The organism is Kribbella sp. NBC_00709, from assembly GCF_036226565.1.
In the GTDB taxonomy this organism is placed as follows: Bacteria; Actinomycetota; Actinomycetes; order Propionibacteriales; family Kribbellaceae; genus Kribbella.
On record NZ_CP108996.1, the window covers coordinates 1,350,805 to 1,369,442 of the forward strand.

Sequence of the window (18,638 nt, forward strand, 5' to 3'; positions counted from 1 at the left end):
GAACCTCCTGCGGTCAGCCCTGGAAGCGCGGGAAGGCCGAGCGACCGGCGTACGTCGCCGCGTCGTCGAGCTCCTCCTCGATCCGGAGCAGCTGGTTGTACTTCGCGGTGCGGTCGGACCGGGCCGGGGCGCCGGACTTGATCTGGCCGCAGTTGGTCGCGACCGCGAGGTCGGCGATCGTGGTGTCCTCGGTCTCGCCGGAGCGGTGGCTCATCATGCAGGTGAAGCCGCTGCGGTGGGCCAGGTCGACGGCGTCCAGGGTCTCGCTCAGCGAGCCGATCTGGTTCACCTTGACCAGCAGGCTGTTCGCCGACTTCTCGGTGATGCCGCGCTGCAGCCGCTCGACGTTGGTGACGAACAGGTCGTCGCCGACGATCTGGATCTTGTCGCCGAGCTGACCGGTCAGGCTCTTCCAGCCGTCCCAGTCCTCCTCGTTCAGCGGGTCCTCGATCGAGACGATCGGGTACGACGCCACCAGGTCGGCGTAGTAGGCGATCATCTCGTCGGCCGACTTCTTGCCGCCCTCGAACGCGTACACGCCGTCGGTGTGGAACTCGCTCGCCGCGACGTCCATCGCCAGCGCGATGTCCTTGCCCAGCTGCAGGCCGGCCTTCTCGACCGCGACCGCTATCAGGTCGAGCGCCTCGCGGTTGCTGGCCAGGTTCGGCGCGAAACCGCCCTCGTCGCCGAGACCGGTGGACAGACCGCGCTCCTTCAGCACCGCCTTCAGCGCGTGGTAGACGGTCGCGCCTTGCATCAGCGCCTCGCCGTACGTCGCGGCGCCGATCGGGGCGATCATGAACTCCTGCACGTCGACGTTGCTGTCCGCGTGCGCGCCGCCGTTCAGGATGTTCATCATCGGCACCGGCAGGACGTGCGCGTTCGGGCCGCCGACGTACCGGAACAGCGGCAGGCCGGAGCTGTCCGCAGCCGCCTTCGCGACCGCGAGGCTGACGCCGAGGATGGCGTTCGCGCCGAGCTTGGCCTTGTTCGGGGTGCCGTCCAGGTCGAGCAGGGCCTGGTCGATCAGCCGCTGCTCGTGGACGTCGTACCCGACGATCTCCTTGTCGATGTCCTCCAGGATCGCGGTGATCGCTTTCTGGACACCCTTGCCGCCGTACCGGTCCTTGTCGCCGTCACGCAGCTCGACGGCCTCGAACTGGCCGGTGGACGCGCCCGACGGGACGGCCGCCCGGGCGACGGTGTCGTCGTCGAGCAGAACCTCGACCTCGACAGTGGGGTTGCCGCGCGAGTCGAGGATCTCGCGGGCGCCGACGGCCTCGATGGTGGCCACTATTGACTCCCAAGTTCTCGATGACGAATCGGTCCCGAGCCTAGCCTCCAGACCACCAGCCTCAGTGGACCGCGTCGGTCCTAACGATCGCATCCACAGGTACCTCCCGCGTCAGTAACACTCCGTTGGGCGCCCGATAGACGGCCAAATTGCCGGAATCCACACCCAGCAAGACGATCACGCCCGTCGTACCCCATCGGTATCTCTTCAAGAACTGGGCGGCGACGGAGGCCGCGGTCTTGGGAGATCTACAGGCCGAACGAGCGGCGGGCGTCGGATAGGCCCTTGTGGTTCTCGGCCGGGGACGTGATGCCGACGCGGACGTCCTCGGTGCAGCGCCAGGCGAAGTACGCGGCCTGGACGGCGTAGCGGACCCGAAGGAAGGCGTCGAGGCCGCGGCGCACCTCGTCGGTACGATCGGGGCGCCCGGCGAGGTACGACGAGACGATGTGGGTCCGGCCGTTGTACATCGCGGCCGAAGCGACGTCGTACAGGATCGGGCCGTACATCGCCGCGCCCCAGTCGATGAGAGCGACGTCGCCGCTCGGCCGGCGCAGGAATGCTTCGGCTGCAGGGTCGCCGTGCAGCCCGGCCCAGGACAGGTCCTCGAGGGCGAGCGCGTCGGAAACCGCGGCCGCACAGGCGGGCCGGATCCACGGCTCGAGGTCCAGGTAGTCGTCCCACTGCGTGACGACGCCGAGCCAGACCTTCAAGTCACCGGGCTCCATCGCCGACAGTTCATGAACGCGGCCGAGCAGCCCGCCGATGGTGCGTTGGTCGGCCTCAGCCGAGCCCAATGGTGTGCCGTCGACGAACTCGAGGACACCCACCACGCGACCATCGACCCGCTCGGCGATCCTGCCGGCGGAACTCCGCACCGGCCGACCGGTTGTCACGCCGCCGTCGGACAGCCGCTCCGCAAGCTCCAGCCCCGGCGCGAACCCGTTGTCGCGCCCGTCGACCGTCTTGACCACCACTCGCCAGTCCTCGCCGGCAGCCAACCAGGTGAACGACCCCATCCCACCGTCCAGCGCCTCCACCTCCGACGCAGTCAGCCCCCAGCGCTCCCGCAGTACCTCGGCGACATCCACCCGGCCACCCTCTCAACCACCCACCACCACGAGCAGCTGATTTTCGGTACCGAAGAACGGGTAGTGCACCTGCTGTACAGCGTACGCACCGCCGCAGCCAGGCTCAGGTGCACTACCCAGCCCTCCACACCACCCGTTCTTGTGTACGCCCGCATGCGCCGGATGACGAAGGCGGAGAGCTAGGCATATCGGGCGCCTCGCTAGCTGGGGCGCAGTAGGTCAGGTGTTCTCGGCGGTGCGGACCTGGTCGGCGAGTTCTCCGACGGCTTGCCGCAGGGCCTGCTCCGCGTCGACGCCGAGGCGGCGGGCTTCGCGGACGATGGCGAGCAGTTCCGGGCCGATCTGCTCGGCGGAGGTGACCGTCGGATCGGCCTCGGGAGCGGCACCCGGCGGGAGGACCTTGGCGGCGCGGCCCAGGATCTTGTCGGCCAGGGCCAGTGCGGGGAGGGCCAGTGGGATGCCTTCGAGGACCGAGGTGCGTTGCTTCTCGGCGGCTTTGATGGTTTCCCAGTTGGCTTCGACGGCGGCGGCGTCCGCGGCGTCGACGGTGCCGAAGACGTGCGGGTGGCGGCGGATGAGTTTCTCGACGATGCCGGCCGAGACGTCGTCGATCGTGAAGGCCTCGTCGGGGTTGTCCTCGGCGATCCGGGAGTGGAACGCGACCTGCAGCAGCAGATCACCCAGCTCCTCCTGCAGGTGCGAGAGGTCCCCGGTGTCGATCGCCTCGAGCGTCTCGTACGTCTCCTCGAGCAGGTACTTCGCGAGGCTCTCGTGCGTCTGCTCCTGGTCCCACGGGCAGTTCCGCCGGAGCCGGTCCATCACCCGCACCAGATCGATCAGCCGGGCACCCGGTACGTCGTACGAGCCGTGCAGGATCTCCACCTCGTACGCCGGACGCGGGTCGCGCGCCAGCTGATCGGCCACCACACGCAACAGCCCGGGCTCACCGTCGTCCCCGACCAACCAGGCCACCTGCCGCCCGGCCGAAGCCGCTGCCGACAACCAGCCCCAATGCTCGGCGACCCCACCATCAACCTGCGTGACGGCGAGGCCCGAACCAACCACAGCCTCCACGTCGGCTCGCACCACCTGGCCGGCGCCGATCTCGGTGGCGTCGGTCAGGGCTTGCCAGGTTGCTCGGGTGAGGAGGCCTGGGGCTACCCGGGGGCTGGTGAGGACGACCGTGATGCGGCCGGACTCACCTGGCCCGGGCTGGGTGTCGTTGGTCACCGGGGCCTGCTGTCTCAGCCCTGGGGCTGGCCTTGGCCCTGGGCCTGCTGGGCTGCGTCCGCGGCGGCCTTGCGCTTGGCTGCGGTCTGGTCGGACTCGACCGAGAGCGAACCGGAGACCGTCGTGTCGAGCTTGCCGTCGGTCCACTGGCCGAAGCGCGGCGCGACCGAGACCGTGATGTTCTTCGACGCGTCCTTGACCGCCAGCAGGCCCTGCTGGAGCTTGGCCTGGTCCTGGAGGTCCTTGACCGTGCCGCCGCCGAGCTTGACCGTGACGACCGCGGCCGTCGCGACCGCGTTCAGGAAGTCGCGCGAAACCGTGTCGGTCTGGAACTTCTGGTATGTCGCGTCGTCGTCGCCGACCGCGCTCCTGGCTGCCGCGGCGGTCTCCGCCGGAGTGACCGGGACCGACTTCTCCTGCTGGATCTGACCGAGGATCGCGTTGTTCACCAGGTCGCTCAGCGCGGCGGCGGTGTTGTAGTTCTGCCCGAGCGCCGTGGTGACCGCCTGCGAGGTCTTGTCGACGTCGCCGATGCTGATCTCGGTCTTGCCGACAACGGCCGCCGCACCCGGGTGCGTGCCCGCCGCGCAACCACCGGTCAGCAGCACGATCGCCACTACCGCACCGAGAGCCCGTAGCCGTGTGCTCACCGAATCTCCTCGTGTCTCTTCTTCAAAGGGTTCACGCCGGCACCACGATAGGTTCCGCGATCACGTCGTCGATCAACCGGGTGCACCATTGCAGCAACTCCTGGTCCCGGAGCGGCTGACCGCCGACCGGCCTGGTGGCAGGTCTCGGCACCAGAATGGTATGCAGTTGCGGCTTCACCAGACTCTTCGGGTACAGCCTGTTGAGCCGGAGCACCTTCGAATCGGGCAGCTCGACCGGCCCGAACCGGATCATGTTCCCCTGCAGGGTGACGTCGTGCAGCCCCGCCCGGCGGGCGTGGTTGCGGAACTTCGCCACCTCGATCAGGTTCAGCACGGCCGGCGGGATGTCGCCGTACCGGTCGTGCAGCTCCTCGACCAGCTCCGCGATCCCGTCGGCATCCCGGACGGCGGCCAGCCGCTGGTACATCTCCAGCCGGAGCCGCTGCGACGGGATGTAGTCGTGCGGCAGGTGGGCGTCGATCGGGATCTCGATCTTGACCTCGGGCTCCTCGGTCTGGGTGTCGCCGCGGTACTCCGCGACCGCCTCGCCGACCAGCCGCACATAGAGATCGAACCCGACATCGGCGATGTGCCCGGACTGCTCGCCGCCGAGCAGGTTGCCTGCACCGCGGATCTCCAGGTCCTTCATCGCGACGGCCATACCGCCGCCCAGGTCGGCGTGCTGCGCGATCGTGGCCAGCCGGTCGTGGGCGGTCTCGGTCAGCGGCTTCTCCGGCGGGAAGAAGAAGTATGCGTACGCGCGCTCCCGGCCACGACCCACGCGGCCGCGGAGCTGGTGCAGCTGGGACAGACCGAGCAGGTCGGAGCGCTCGATGATCATCGTGTTCGCGTTCGAGATGTCGATGCCGGACTCGACGATCGTCGTACACACGATCACGTCGGACTGCTTCTCCCAGAAGCCCTGGATCACGTTCTCGAGCGTGTGCTCGTTCATCTGGCCGTGCGCGACCGAGACCCGCGCCTCGGGCACGAGCTGACGGATCCGGGCGGCGGCCTTCTCGATCGTGTTCACCCGGTTGTGGACGACGAAGACCTGACCTTCACGGAGCAGTTCGCGCCGGATCGCCGCGGTCACCTGGTGCTCGTCGTACGCGCCGACGAAGGTCAGCACCGGGTGCCGCTCCTCCGGCGGGGTCGCGATCGTGGACATCTCGCGGATGCCGGTGATCGACATCTCCAGCGTCCGCGGGATCGGCGTCGCGGACATCGTGAGTACGTCGACCGCCGTCCGCAGCCGCTTCAGCTGCTCCTTGTGCTCGACGCCGAACCGCTGCTCCTCGTCGACCACGACCAGCCCGAGGTCCTTGAACGCCACCTCGCCGCTGAACAGCCGGTGCGTCCCGATCACCACGTCGACCGACCCGTCGGCCAGGCCGTCGATCGTCGCCTTGGCCTCCTTGTCGGTCTGGAACCGCGACAGCGGGGCGACGTTGACAGGGAAGGCGGCGTACCGCTCGGCGAAGGTCGCGTAGTGCTGCTGGACGAGGAGCGTCGTCGGCACGAGTACGGCGACCTGCTTGCCATCCTGCACCGCTTTGAACGCGGCCCGGACGGCGATCTCGGTCTTGCCGTAGCCGACGTCGCCGCAGACGATCCGGTCCATCGGCATGACGCGTTCCATGTCGTGCTTGACGTCGTCGATGGTGGCCAGCTGGTCGGGCGTCTCCACGAACGGGAACGCGTCCTCGAGCTCGCGCTGCCACGGGGTGTCCTTGGCGAACGCATGGCCCTTGGTCGCCTGGCGGGCGGCGTACAGCTTGATCAGCTCGCCGGCGATCTGGCGGACGGCCTTGCGGGCGCGGCCCTTGCGCTTGGCCCAGTCGCCGCCGCCCATCTTGTCCAGCGTCGGCTGCTCGCCGCCGACGTACCGGGTGACCTGGTCGAGCTGGTCGGTCGGCACGTACAGCCGGTCGCCCGGTTGGCCGCGTTTGCTCGGCGCGAACTCGATCACGACGTACTCGCGGGTGGCCTTCTGGGAGCCCGAACCGACGGTCCGCTGCATCATCTCGACGTACCGGCCGACGCCGTGCTGCTCGTGGACGACGTAGTCGCCGGGCTGCAGCTCCAGCGGGTCGATCGTCTTCTTGCGGCGCGACGGCATCCGTTGCTGGGAACGGCGTTCGGCCGCGGACCGCTGACCGGCCAGGTCGTTCTCGGTGAGCACCGCGAACTTGATGCCGTCGGCAATGAACCCGTGGTCGAGCTGGCCCTGCGAGATGAGCACGACGCCGGGCTCCGGGATCTCCTCGATCCCTTCGACCACACGGGCCGGCAGCTCGGCCTCGGAGAACACCTCGGCCAGCCGCTGCGCGGGACCATGTCCTTCGGTGACGCAGACGACCCGCCAGCCGTCGCGCAGCCAGCCGCGGATGTCCTCGGCGGCGGCCGCCGTCTCACCGCGGTACGGATCGACTTCGTGGACCGCGAGGATCCTGCTGGTCACCGCGCCGGCATCGGCGTCGATGTCGAACGAGATCCGCTCGCCCATCGAGTCCCGCAGCTCCGGCGCGTCCGTCGGCGCGGCCGCGAACGGCGAGAGGCTCCACCAGGCCAGCCCCTTGCCCAGGGCATGCGACCGGACGTCACCGAGCGACATGTACGCCGCTGCGCCGAGGTCGATCGGGGCCTCGCCGCCACCGGCGGCCGCGGCCCACGACGCCTCCAGGAACTCCTGGCTGGTCGCGACCAGGTCGTGCGCCCGGGCCCGGACCCGCTCGGGGTCGCTGACGATGACGTGCGCACCGGCCGGCATCAGGTCGACCAGCAGCTCCATCTCGTCGACGAGCACCGGCGCCAGCGACTCCATGCCCTCGACGGCGTGCCCCTCGGCGAGCTTCTCGAACAGCTCGGCCAGCTCGGGGTGTTCCTTCGCGAGTTCGGCGGCGCGCGAGCGGACCTCGTCGGTCAGCAGCAGCTCCCGGCAGGGCGGCGCCCAGAGGCCGTGCTGGGCGATCTCCAAGGACCGCTGGTCGGCGACCGCGAAGTACCGGATCTCTTCCACGTCGTCACCGAAGAAGTCGACCCGCAGCGGGTGCTCCTCGGTCGGCGGGAACACGTCGATGATGCCGCCGCGGACCGCGAACTCGCCGCGCCGCTCGACCAGGTCGACCCGGTGGTACGCCGCGCCGGCGAGCCGCTTCACGACGTCCTCGAGCTCGACCGAGTCACCGACGTGCAACTGCACCGGCTTCAGGTCGGCCAGCCCGGCGACCTGCGGCTGCAGCACGGACCGCACCGGCGCAACCAGAATCTTGATCGGCCCGGTGGTCTCGTCGGACGGATCGGGGTGCGCCAGACGTCGCAGTACGGCGAGGCGGCGGCCGACCGTGTCGGACCGGGGCGAGAGGCGCTCGTGCGGGAGGGTCTCCCAGGCCGGGTAGTAGGCGACGGTGCCGGGCTCTTCGACGAGGCACTGCAGCTCCTCGGTGAGCTCCTCGGCCTCGCGGAAGGTTGCGGTCACCGCGAGGACCGGCCGGTCGGCGCCGTTCTGGGCGGCGGCGATCGCGGCGAGCAGGACCGGGCGCACCGGGCCGGGCGCACTCAGGTCGAGGGTCGTGACGCTGTCGCTCCGGGCGTCACGAACGGCCTCGGACACCACCGGATCGGTGATCAGGGTGTCGACCAGACCGCTCAGTTTCACGAGTTGTCCATCCTCATGAGTTGTACCGCCCTTGGGTGGCGTCCAGGCCGTCGGTGAGCAGGCACTCGACGGCGTCCGCGGTCCGGTCGACGGCGAACGGAAGATCCTTGCGTTCGGTCGAGGAGAACTCGTTGAGGACGAAGTCGGCGGGGGCCTGCCGGCCCGGCGGACGACCCACACCGAACCGCACTCGATAGTACTCACCGGTGCCAAGCGATTTCCGCACCGCCTTGAGCCCGTTGTGGCCGTTGTCCCCGCCGCCGAACTTGCACCGCAGGACGCCGAAGTCGATGTCCAGCTCGTCGTGGACGACGACCAGGTTGGCCGGGTCCAGCTTGAAGAACTTCAGCAGCCCGGAGACCGGGCCGCCGGACTCGTTCATGTACGCACGGGGCTTGGCCAGCACCGTTCGCAGGCCGCTGATCCGGGTCTCGATCACCTCGGCCTTGACCTGCTTGCTCTGCTTCCACTTGCCGCCGGTCCGGGCCGCCAGCTCGTCGGCGACGAGGTGACCGATGTTGTGCCGGGTGCGGGCATAGGAAGGGCCGGGATTCCCCAGTCCGACGACCAACCACACGTCGTCCGCCACGGATCCCGGCCCTCCCGAAAGATGTCTGCGAGAAGACTACTCGGCGGCAGCTGCCACCGGCTCCTCGGCCGCGGTCGGCTCGTCCCGCTCGATACCGGCTTCGGCCTCCGCCTCGGCCAGCTCGGCCTCGGCCTGCTCGGCGGTCTGCTGGGCGGTGATGTTCACGATCAGGGTGTCCGGCTCGATGGCCAGCGTCGTGCCGGTCGGCAGCTGCAGGTCCGACGCGTGGATCTGGGCGCCGACCTCCAGGCCCTCGATCGAGACGGTGACGCCGTCGGGGATGTGCGTCGCCTCGGCCTCGACCAGGATGCTCTGCGCCTCCAGCACGACCAGGGCGTCGCTGACGGCCTCGCCGTCGAGGTGGACGGCGATGTCGACCTGGACCTTCTCGCCACGCCGGACGATGACCAGGTCGACGTGCTCGATGAAGCCCTTGATCGGGTCGCGCTGGACCTGCTTCGGCAGCGCCAGGTGGGACTCGCCACCCTCGACCTCGATCATCAGCAGGGCGTTGGCGGTCTTCAGGGCCAGCATGGTGTCGTGACCGGGCAGCGTGATGTGCACCGGGTCACTGCCGTGGCCGTAGAGGACAGCGGGAACCTTGTTGTCCCGGCGGATTCGGCGGGCAGCCCCCTTGCCGAACTCCGTACGCGATTCGGCTTGGATCTTGACCTCGGCCACGAGATGAACTCCTCAAAAGCGTTGCGGTGATCAGTTGTCTGGATGGAACTCGGCTGCGGCCTCAGCGGGCGCCTGCTGACCCCGGAGAAGGCGTCAGGCAACGAACCACCGCGTCGATCACGGAGCCGCGCCCTGCACATCTCGGGGGGCGTCCCTCGCCGAGGCAACCAAAACAGTCTACCCACCACCTTGGCCAGACGGGAAATCCGTACCGTCGAGGCACTTTGCTCCCCGGCCCGGGCGGCTTCTGGTGACCCGTTTCCGGCCTTACGTTGCCAGGGTGTTCGCACCGTTCGCCGTCTTCAGCCTGCTCGTCCCGCTCGTCATGTTGGCGGGCGTGATCTGGCTGGTGGTCTGGAGCGTTCGGCGGCGCCGGGCGGCCGCGATGCGGCGCGCGACGGAGGTCGCGGCGGTCGGATGGGTCCAGGTCCCGCCGAACCCGTGGCTGCTGCAGGTCGCCGCGAACCTGGTCCCGGCGAGCGGCGATCCGGGGACGACGTACGCCGGTGAGTTCCGCGGTCGCGGGCTGTGCGTGTTCGACTACACGTACGTCACGAGCAACGGCAAGACCCAGCAGCGGCACGTCGTACACCTCGTTGCGCTGTCCCTCCCGGTCTCGCTGCCGCCGTTCACGCTGATGCACGAGACGGGACTGCGGTGGGCGTTCAGGGGACGCGACCTCGAGCTGGAGAACCAGGACTTCAACGACCGGTTCCGGATCGAATGCCCCGACGACCGGTACGCGTCGGCCGTCATGCACCCCCGGATGATGGAGCGCGTCCTGCGCAACCCCGGTCTGGAGTGGCTGATCGCCGGCAACGCCTGCGTCAGCTGGGGCCGCGACGGCTTCGAAGTACCCGACGTGCTCGCGCGGGCGGAGGCGATGACGCAGCTGATCGACCTGATCCCGTCGTTCGTGCTCCGGGACTACGGGCAGCCGACGTTCAGGTGAGCTTGGTCCAGACCTCGCGGAGTGCGCGGGCCACGTCGCCTTCCAGACCCGCGTTGTCCAGCGTCTCGGCGAGCTCGTCGAACTCCGGACCCCAGCGCCAGGCCACGCTCCGGAGCTGATCCGGCAGTGCCGGATCCTTCAGCGAACCGGCGTCGGCGCGGGTCTGCTGCGCGACGAGCGCCTCGGTCACACCGTGCTTCTCGGCCAGCTGGAACGCGAGCACCGCCAGCGCCGCCTTGCCCTTGTTGTAGAGGGCGTACGACGACTTCGCCGCGCTGGCCGCACCTGGCTCCGCGCCGACCACCATCGGGGTGACCGCGGTCCCGGCCCACAACGCGGCGACCTGGTCGGCCGCCGTACCGGACAGCATGAGGTGCGTCGGGCTGGGTCCACCGGTCGGCGGCGGCCCGACCACGCCGGCATCGACAAAGGTCGCCTCCGGTACGGCGGACTGTGCCTCGCGCAGCGACATCGGCGACAGCGGATTCGCCTCGACGTACAGGCCGCTGAACCCCGCTGCGCCGACCTGCTTGGCAATGTCCACAGCACCCTGCGGGGCACACGAGCAGAGGACGACGTCAGCCCGCTCGACGGCCTGGGCGAACGGTGTGGCGATCAGGCCTGCTTCCACGGCCCGCAGCTTGGACGCCTCGCGGCGCCCCTCCGGGACCCAGTGCACCTCATGGCCGGCGGCAACCAACTGCCCGGCGAGCTTCGAGCCCATCGCACCGGGATGGAACACAGCGATCCGCATGGCGGCATCCTCCGAGGGGAGCGGTCAGTGGTCCCCAAGATAGGCCAGTACGGCGAGCACCCGGCGGTGCTGTTCGTCGTTGGTGAGCAGTCCGAGCTTCGCCAGGATGCTGCCGACGTGGGTCTCCACCGTCCGTTCGGTCAGGAACAGCCGCCGGCCGATGCCGACGTTCGTGCACCCTTCGGCCATCAGTGCGAGCACCTCGCGTTCGCGTGGGGTCAGCGGGGCGAGGCGGTCGTCGGCACGCTGACGGCCGATCAGCCGGGCGACCACTTCGGGGTCGAGCGCTGAACCACCGGCGGCGACGCGGTCGAGAGCGTCGAGGAACTGGTCCACCGCTAGCACGCGGTCTTTCAGCAGGTATCCGAACCGGCCGGTCGCGACGAGTTCCACCGAGTGCCGGGTCTCGACGTGCTGGGACAGCAGGACGATGCCGAGCTCCGGGTTCTGCATCCGCAGCCGGCGGGCAGCCCGGGCGCCGTCGTCGGTGTGGTCCGGCGGCATCCGGATGTCGATCAGTGCCAGATCGGGTTCGGTCTCGGCGACGGTGGTCAGCAGGCTCGGCGCGTCCACGGCCAGGCCGGCGATCTCATGTCCGGCATCGGCCAGCAACCGCGCCAGCCCCTCCCGGAACAACGCCGAATCCTCCCCGATCACGATCCGCACGACGAACCTCCGCAACCGAGCCGCGCGCCCGCCGGGCTCACGAGCCGCATGGCAGCACTGCCTCGATTGTTGTGCCGCGGCCCGCTGGGCTGCGGAGTTCCAGCGAGCCGCTGACGGCCGCGACCCGGTCGAGCAACCCGCTCAGCCCCGAGCCGGGCCTCGGTGCCGCTCCCCCGCACCCGTCGTCCTCGATCCGCACCGTCACCGCACCGGCCGACTGCGCCACCCGGACCGCGATCGCGGTCGCATTCGCGTACTTCGCCGCATTCGTGACCGCCTCGGCCGCCACGAAGTACGCCGTCGTCGCCAGCTCCTCGGGCAGATCCGGCGGGATCTGCAGCCGGACCGGAATCGGCAACGACTGCGTGATCCCGCTCAGCGCCGCATGCAGTCCGTCATCGAGACTCGTCGGCCGCAGCCCATGCGCGATCTGCCGCAGTTCAGCGACCGCAGTGGCCAGCTCCGCGACCCCCTGATCGAGCAGCCCGTCCACATCGACCGAACCGTCGCCCAGGTGCCGCTGCGCCAGGCGCATCGCCATCCCGAGTGAGACCAGCCGTTGCTGCGCACCGTCGTGCAGATCCCGCTCGAGCCGCCGCCGTTCGGCATCACCCGCCTGAATCAGCCGCATCCGGCTCGCCTCGACCTCACGCAACGCGCCGGCCAGCTCGGCGCGCAACCGCGTCACCTCGACCAGACTGGCCGCCCCGGCCGCCACAGCCTTCAGTACGGCGGGATTGAGCACGTCAGACGCCAGTACGCCGATCTGCGCACCGCCGAGCATCACCGGTACCAACTGCGGTCCGCTGACCGGCGTACCGGCTGCGTCGACGAAGCCGGACGCGCCTGGCACGAGCAGGCCGACCCGCAGCCCCGGCTCGCGCAGCGCAGTACGCAGAGCGGACTCCAGCTCTTCTGGCTGCGCCTGCTCGGTATGGATCCGCCGCTGCAGGTCTTCGATCGCCAGCAGGGCTGCACGCCGTGGCGGGTAGAGGCGCCGGTCGACTGACCGCTGCAGTCGGCTGCGCAGTGGAGCCAGGGCCAATGCGCACACAGCAGTAGCCGCGGCGGCCACGACGGAGGAGTCACGGCCGAGCACTACGCCGAGTACGCCGGCGGCCGCGGCGTACGTGCCGAGCAGGACGACCGTGACGATGCCGTACGTGACTGTGTCGGCCAGTACGCGGTCGACGTCGTACAAGTCGTGCCGCAGCATCGCGATGGCGACCGACGCCGGAAGACTCACCAGCGCGAGCACACCGAAGATGGTCGCGACGATGCCGGTGTGTCCGGTGATGATGATCTCGGCCCCGCAGACGAACGGGTAGAGCACAGCAGCCAGGCCGGCCAGCGACAACCACTTCACCTGTGCGCGCACTCTGCCGTCAGCTCGCCGGAACCGCAGTACGACGGAGACTGCGGCCGCGATCAGCGCAACGAGCAGCGCAGCGAACGCAGTGCCGCTGAGGATCTTGAGCGGCAACGGCATCGGAGCGTACGGCCTGGGCAGATCCTGCAGGGGCTCGAGGAACGGCGTCGAGTTGAACGCACCGAAGACCTGCTGAGCAGCGCCGAGCAGTACCAGCACCGGAGGGAGCACTCGCCAGCGGCGACTCGGCAACCGACCGTCCGGGAAGTACAGCAGCAACAGACCGACCCCAGCGAACAACCACCAGCCGCTCTCGTCGAACCAGGCGACCGCTCGACTGTCCAGCGGCAGTCTGCCCGAATCGCTCACCACAGCGCTGAAGTACACGTCGCGCGACGCCAGGAAGACCGCAGTCGCGCCGACCCAGGTAAGAAGCGCGCCGACAGCGTTGCGCGGGACCCGCAGGCTGATCACGAGCCCGAGCACCGCAGTGGCCGCCGCGACACCGCCTAAGCCGACGTAGTTCCGCAGCGTGTGCGGACCGGTGCGGTAGGCGATCAACAGCCAGCTGCTCCCCACGACCATCGCCAGGACGAACAGGGAGAGACCGAGCGCGACCCACCGCGGCCACCGCATGTCGTCAGGGTAAGGCCGCGATTCGCCGCTGCGACTCCGAGCCAGCACGGAGATCCCACTCCGTGCCCGCTTCGATGTGCGGGCCGGGTCCTCAGCGGTTCGCTGAACACGTCAGAACTCATCAAGGGGGTCTACCGCATGTCCACCGAAACCACCCGGCCGTCCGTCGTACCGACCGCCGATCCCGTCACCCGCCGGCGCATCGGAATCGCCGGACTGGTCCTCGCACTCACCGCTGTCGCCGCCCTGCCCGGTGGTGTGCTCTGGCCGGAGCCCTCCGGCGGCAGCGAGACCTACACGTACGGCGACATCCAGCCACTCCGCGACCGCTGGTGGGGACTGCTCGTCTTCCTCAGCGCCAACCTGGTGCTGAACGTCCTGGCCCAGGCGCTCCTCACGGTCTTCCTGGTACGCCGCCGTGGTGCGGCCTGGGCGACGGCCGGCGGCCTGATCATGTGGATCGGTACGGCGCTGTACGCCGTCGGCGTGGCCGGCTGGGCAGCGACGTACTACTTCGCCACCGCACCCGGCGTCGACGCCGCCGCCGGAACGTCGGTCATGGACCAGGCAGCCGACGACCTGGCACATCTGTTCGGCCCGATGATCATCGGCTCAGCGCTGGTCGCGCTCGGCACGGTCATCCAGGCTGTCGGGCTGTTCCGGTCGCGCGCCGTACCGCGGTGGATCCCGCTGCTCTGGCTGACGATCGTGCTGACGTTCGTCATCCCCGGAAACGGCTGGGTCGGCCTGCTGACCGCCGTACCGATGACCGCGGCATCCATCGGTACGGCGTACTACGCCTGGCGTCGTAGCGGTGCTGTCTAGGCGCGGCCGTCGAACAGGCTGGTCACCGAGCCGTCCTCGAAGACCTCGCGGATGGCTCGGCTGATCAGCGGCGCGATCGACAGCTCGGTGAGCTTGTCGAAGCGGCGCTCCTCCGCGATCGGCAGCGTGTTGGTGACGATCACCTCGCTGGCCTGGCAGTTCTTCAGGCGGTCGACCGCCGGACCGGACAGGATCGCGTGGGTCGCGGCGATCACGACCCCGGCGGCACCCTCGGCGTACAGCGCGTCGGCCGCCTTGGTGATCGTGCCCGCGGTGTCGATCATGTCGTCGACCAGGATGCAGACCCGGCCCTTGACCTCACCGACGACCCGGTTCGCGATCGTCTCGTTCGGCCGGTCGATGTCGCGGGACTTGTGGATGAACGCCAGCGGCGCGCCGCCGAGCCGCGCCGACCACTGCTCGGCCACCTTGATCCGGCCGGCGTCCGGCGAGACCACGGCCAGCTGCTGGTCGCCGTACTTCTGCGCGACGTAGTCGCTGAGGATCGGCAGCGCCATCAGGTGGTCGACCGGGCCGTCGAAGAAGCCCTGGATCTGCGAGGTGTGCAGGTCCACGCAGATCAGCCGGTTCGCGCCCGCGGTCTTGAACAGGTCGGCCATCAGCCGGGCCGAGATCGGTTCGCGGCCGCGGTGCTTCTTGTCCTGCCGCGCGTACCCGTAGAACGGCAGCACCACGGTGATCCGCTTGGCCGACGCCCGCTTCAGCGCGTCGACCATGATCAGCTGCTCCATGATCCACTCGTTGATCGGCGAGGTGTGGCTCTGGATCACGAACGCGTCGCTGCCCCGGACCGACTCCTCGAACCGGACGTAGATCTCGCCGTTGGCGAAGTCGTACGCCTGGGTCGGGACCAGGCCGATGCCGAGCTCCGAGGCGACCTCCGCGGCCAGACCGGAATGCGCCCGGCCGGAGAACACCATCAGTTTCTTCTCGGTGGTTTGCTTCATCCCACTCATGGCCCGCGCCTCCCGTTGTGTTTCGGTGCTCAGGACTGCTGGTCGTCCGGCTGGGCGGCCAGCGCCGCTTCGGCCGCCTGAGCGGTCTTGGTGCCGGCTCGCTTGCGAGCGACCCAGCCCTTGATGTTGCGCTGCCGGCCGCGCGCGACCGCGATCTCGCCCGGGCCGACGTCCTCGGTCAGCGCCGTACCGGCCGCCAGGTAGGCGCCGTCCGCGATCGTCCGCGGGGCGACAATCACCGAGTTGCTGCCGATGAACGAGTGCTTGCCGACGTGGGTCGGGTGTTTCGCGACGCCGTCGTAGTTCGCGAAGATCGTGCCGGCGCCGATGTTCGCGCCGTCGCCGATGGTCGCGTCCCCGGCGTACGTGAGGTGCGGCACCTTGGCGCCGTCGCCGATGGTCGAGTTCTTGGTCTCGACGAAGGTGCCGATCTTGCCCTTCACGCCGAGCCTGGTGTTCGGCCGCAGGTACGCGAACGGGCCGACGCTCGCGCCGTCCCCGATCACCGCGAGCGAGCCGTGGGTCCGGATGATCGTGGCGTTCTCGCCGATCTCCACATCCGTCAGCGTGGTGTCCGGGCCGATCGTCGTACCGCTGCCGACCGACGTGGCGCCGTGCAGCTGGATGTTCGGCAGCAGGGTCACGTCGCGGGCCAGCTCGACCGTCGAGTCGACCCAGGTGGTGTTCGGGTCGACGATCGTGACGCCCTCGAGCATGTGCTTGACGAGCGTCCGGCGGTTCAGCTCCGCACCGAGCGTGGCCAGCTGGATGCGGTTGTTCACGCCCTCGGTCTGCATCGCATCGTCGGTGACGTGGGAGCCGACGCGCTTGCCGTCGTTCCGGGCGATCGAGATGACGTCGGTCAGGTACAGCTCGCCCTGGACGTTGTCGGTGGTGAGGCGACTCAGGCCGTCACGCAGCGTAGCCGCGTCGAACACGTAGATGCCGGCGTTGATCTCGTCGATCGCACGCTGCTCCACGGTCGCGTCCTTGTGCTCGACGATCGCCGCCACAGTGCCGTCGTCGCCCTGCACGATCCGGCCGTACCCGGTCGGGTCCGGGACCCGCGCGGTCAGGACGGTGACCGCGTTCCCGTGCTTGTCGTGGTCGGCGACCAGCTCGTGCAGGGTCTCCGCCTCCAGCAGCGGCACGTCACCGGACGTGACGATCACCGAGCCGTCGAACTCCGTCGGTACGACGGTCAGCCCGGCGCGGACCGCGTCACCGGTGCCGAGCTGCTGCTCCTGGACGGCGGTCCGGACGTCGGGGTCGACCTCCTTCAGGTGCGCCTCGACCAGTTCGCGGCCGCTGCCGACCACGACGACCAGGTGTTCGGGGGCGAGTGCCCGGGCGGCGACCACGGCGTGCCCGACGAGGCTGCGCCCGCCGATCTCGTGCAGCACCTTCGGGGTCGCCGATTTCATCCGGGTTCCGAGCCCGGCGGCCATGATCACGACCGCCGCGGGGCGATGGGAAGTCACGCGGTCTTCTCCTCGAGTTCCCTGCGAGTTCTTTCGACAAGTATCAGCATGGGCACCCGATGCAGTGCCCGCGCAAGCCTACTTGCTCCCCAGAACCCCGTTCACCCACCCTCACCGAGATCCCCATCACCCTGCGTCGCCCCCACCACGCTGCGCGACCGATCAGCGGGAGTAAGCCGCCAGGGCCGTGAACGGGGATTGGACGTCGGCGGCTGTCATGCCGACGGTCCAGGTGCGGTCTTTGGTGGTGGTGATGGCGGTAAGGGTGCCCGTTGGGGCACTTGGGGCGGGCGCGGTGACGAATTTGGAGCCGCTCAGTTGGAGGACGAACGGCTTCGCGATCTCGCTGTCGGCTCCCTCGAAGCGTTCTCCGACGGCGACGGGGCTGTTGTTCCGGAGTACGACGTCGTACAGCTGGGCCATGCCCGTGGGGACCGGCACCTGGGCCCACTTGGTGCCGTTGTAGTGGAGGGCCAGCGGGGCGATCCCGGAGGCGTACCGAACGCCGACGAGCCAGATGTTCTTCGGGCCCGCCGCGGCGATGCCGGTCGGGATCTGGGAGCCGTCGACCGGCAGGTCCTTCACCAGGGTCCAGCGCTTGCCGTCGAAGTGCGCGAGGCCGGCGTTCAGGCCGAGCCAGGCGTTGTTCGCCGAGAGGACGGCCAGGACGTTGCCGTTGATGGACGTCTCGAGGCCGGCGTACAACGCTTGCCACTTCCCACCGGCGTACCGGTAGACGACGGCCCGCTCGGTGCCCCCGACGTTCGCCCACCCGGCGACCCAGACCGACTTGTCCGGCGCGACGACCACATCGTCGAACGATCCGGTCGGTACGGCGGGCGGCTTGACGACCTGCCACTTCGTGCCGTTCCAGTGCATGGCGAGCGGCTTGGTCTTCTCCGGGTCGGTCCGGTCCTCGCCGACAGCCCAGACGTTGGTCGCCGTACCCACCGCGACGCTCTCCAGGGTCGCGTTCGTCGTCACCGGCTGCGCGGTCGCCTTCCAGGTCTTCCCGTCCCAGCGCATCGCCAACGGGCGCTGATCGGTGAAGTCCTCGACCTGATCGCCCCCGACCGCCCACGTACCGCCCGCTCCACTCGCCACATCGTTGAACGTGGCCGGCTGCCGATGCGTCGCAGTATTTGCCCACTGCAACGAACCCGCCTGCTGGACCGGGCGGGCTGCTGCCGATCCTGTCGCCAGTGCGGTCGCGACGACCCCCGTCATCGCGGCAAGCATGCTTTTCTTCAGTCTCACAACGGTTCCCTCCGAGTCAGCGTCTCGTACACCCCTCCCGACGCCGCCAACCCACCGCCGCGTTACACCCCAAAATCTGCCACCCTGGGAGCCATGGCCCTCACTCTCGGAGCAATCATCCTGAACGTCCCGAAAACCGGCCCCGCCGCCGAGTTCTGGAGCCAGGCCCTCGGCTTCACCCCACAGGCCGGTAACCACGACTTCCTCATCCCGCCCTCGTCCGCCCGGCCCACCCGCCTCCACCTGGACGAAACCGACCGCACCCACCTCGACCTGTGGGTAGACAAAGAAACCTCAACCCTGCAAGGCGAGGTGGACCGCCTCATCTCCCTCGGCGCCGAACACGTAGAAGACTGGACCTACCCACCCGACGCCGACTTCGTAGTCCTCAAATCCCCCGACGGCACCATCTTCTGCCTCATCGACTAGCCCCTTCGCGGACCGGCCCACAAGGCGACTTTGTGCACGAGATCCGCGCGGCCAAGTCGCGACACATGCGGGGACGTTGAACAACCTACGGGGTCC

The 18,638-nt window shown here is 69.2% G+C and carries 16 protein-coding genes; 3 read left to right on the forward strand and 13 right to left on the reverse strand.

The genetic code is table 11. The features are described from left to right. Positions 1-13: 13 nt before the first annotated feature. The 7 genes from eno to OHA18_RS06585 form a co-directional block, all read right to left on the reverse strand. Positions 14-1,294, reverse strand: a complete 1,281-nt coding sequence (gene eno / locus OHA18_RS06555; RefSeq protein ID WP_329002835.1) for a phosphopyruvate hydratase — start codon at positions 1,292-1,294, stop codon at positions 14-16. A gap of 248 nt (positions 1,295-1,542) precedes the next feature. Further along, the gene (locus OHA18_RS06560) at positions 1,543-2,385 is read right to left on the reverse strand and encodes a phosphotransferase enzyme family protein (RefSeq protein WP_329002836.1); all 843 of its coding nucleotides are present in this window, start codon (positions 2,383-2,385) and stop codon (positions 1,543-1,545) included. Positions 2,386-2,604: 219 nt separating this feature from the next. Beyond that, positions 2,605-3,615 carry a MazG family protein gene (locus tag OHA18_RS06565; RefSeq protein WP_329002837.1) on the reverse strand — a complete coding sequence of 337 codons (1,011 nt, stop codon included), beginning with the start codon at positions 3,613-3,615 and terminating at the stop codon, positions 2,605-2,607. Positions 3,616-3,629: 14 nt separating this feature from the next. Further along, positions 3,630-4,265, reverse strand: coding sequence for a hypothetical protein (locus tag OHA18_RS06570; RefSeq protein WP_329002838.1), 636 nt, complete (start codon positions 4,263-4,265; stop codon positions 3,630-3,632). Positions 4,266-4,296: 31 nt separating this feature from the next. Next, positions 4,297-7,926: a transcription-repair coupling factor gene (mfd, locus tag OHA18_RS06575; protein ID WP_329002839.1), complete on the reverse strand. Its 3,630-nt coding sequence runs from the start codon at positions 7,924-7,926 to the stop codon at positions 4,297-4,299. 13 nt (positions 7,927-7,939) lie between these two features. Next, positions 7,940-8,515: an aminoacyl-tRNA hydrolase gene (pth, locus tag OHA18_RS06580; protein WP_329002841.1), complete on the reverse strand. Its 576-nt coding sequence runs from the start codon at positions 8,513-8,515 to the stop codon at positions 7,940-7,942. A gap of 36 nt (positions 8,516-8,551) precedes the next feature. Then, a complete protein-coding gene (locus OHA18_RS06585) occupies positions 8,552-9,196 on the reverse strand; it encodes a 50S ribosomal protein L25/general stress protein Ctc (protein WP_329002843.1) in 645 nt (214 codons plus the stop codon). Between the two features lie 280 nt (positions 9,197-9,476). Between OHA18_RS06585 and OHA18_RS06590 the strand changes: the two genes are divergently transcribed. Beyond that, a complete protein-coding gene (locus tag OHA18_RS06590) occupies positions 9,477-10,148 on the forward strand; it encodes a hypothetical protein (RefSeq protein ID WP_329002845.1) in 672 nt (223 codons plus the stop codon). Here OHA18_RS06590 and OHA18_RS06595 read toward each other — a convergent pair. From OHA18_RS06595 to OHA18_RS06605, 3 genes are read right to left on the reverse strand one after another with little or no spacing between them, the layout of a single operon-like run. Further along, positions 10,141-10,902: an NAD(P)-binding domain-containing protein gene (locus OHA18_RS06595; protein ID WP_329002846.1), complete on the reverse strand. Its 762-nt coding sequence runs from the start codon at positions 10,900-10,902 to the stop codon at positions 10,141-10,143. The two genes, OHA18_RS06590 and OHA18_RS06595, sit on opposite strands and share 8 nt — an antisense overlap. 24 nt (positions 10,903-10,926) lie before the next feature. Beyond that, positions 10,927-11,568 carry a response regulator transcription factor gene (locus tag OHA18_RS06600; RefSeq protein ID WP_329002849.1) on the reverse strand — a complete coding sequence of 214 codons (642 nt, stop codon included), beginning with the start codon at positions 11,566-11,568 and terminating at the stop codon, positions 10,927-10,929. A 37-nt stretch (positions 11,569-11,605) separates the two neighbouring features. Then, positions 11,606-13,573 carry a sensor histidine kinase gene (locus OHA18_RS06605; RefSeq protein WP_329002851.1) on the reverse strand — a complete coding sequence of 656 codons (1,968 nt, stop codon included), beginning with the start codon at positions 13,571-13,573 and terminating at the stop codon, positions 11,606-11,608. A gap of 138 nt (positions 13,574-13,711) precedes the next feature. Here OHA18_RS06605 and OHA18_RS06610 point away from each other — a divergent pair, with 138 nt between their 5' ends. Then, the gene (locus OHA18_RS06610; protein WP_329002852.1) at positions 13,712-14,398 is read left to right on the forward strand and encodes a DUF4386 family protein; all 687 of its coding nucleotides are present in this window, start codon (positions 13,712-13,714) and stop codon (positions 14,396-14,398) included. On the opposite strand, the gene OHA18_RS06615 is transcribed toward OHA18_RS06610, so the two are convergent. The 3 genes from OHA18_RS06615 to OHA18_RS06625 all read right to left on the reverse strand — a co-directional run bounded on the left by OHA18_RS06615 (position 14,395) and on the right by OHA18_RS06625 (position 18,113). Beyond that, a complete protein-coding gene (locus OHA18_RS06615) occupies positions 14,395-15,375 on the reverse strand; it encodes a ribose-phosphate diphosphokinase (protein WP_329002853.1) in 981 nt (326 codons plus the stop codon). The genes OHA18_RS06610 and OHA18_RS06615 overlap by 4 nt on opposite strands. Before the next feature lie 29 nt (positions 15,376-15,404). After that, positions 15,405-16,856, reverse strand: coding sequence for a bifunctional UDP-N-acetylglucosamine diphosphorylase/glucosamine-1-phosphate N-acetyltransferase GlmU (gene glmU / locus OHA18_RS06620; RefSeq protein ID WP_329002854.1), 1,452 nt, complete (start codon positions 16,854-16,856; stop codon positions 15,405-15,407). A 162-nt stretch (positions 16,857-17,018) separates the two neighbouring features. Further along, positions 17,019-18,113 carry a hypothetical protein gene (locus tag OHA18_RS06625; protein WP_329002855.1) on the reverse strand — a complete coding sequence of 365 codons (1,095 nt, stop codon included), beginning with the start codon at positions 18,111-18,113 and terminating at the stop codon, positions 17,019-17,021. A gap of 93 nt (positions 18,114-18,206) precedes the next feature. Between OHA18_RS06625 and OHA18_RS06630 the strand changes: the two genes are divergently transcribed. Next, entirely contained in the window at positions 18,207-18,542 is a 336-nt protein-coding gene (locus OHA18_RS06630) for a VOC family protein (protein ID WP_329002856.1), read from the forward strand. Positions 18,543-18,638 lie beyond the last annotated feature (96 nt).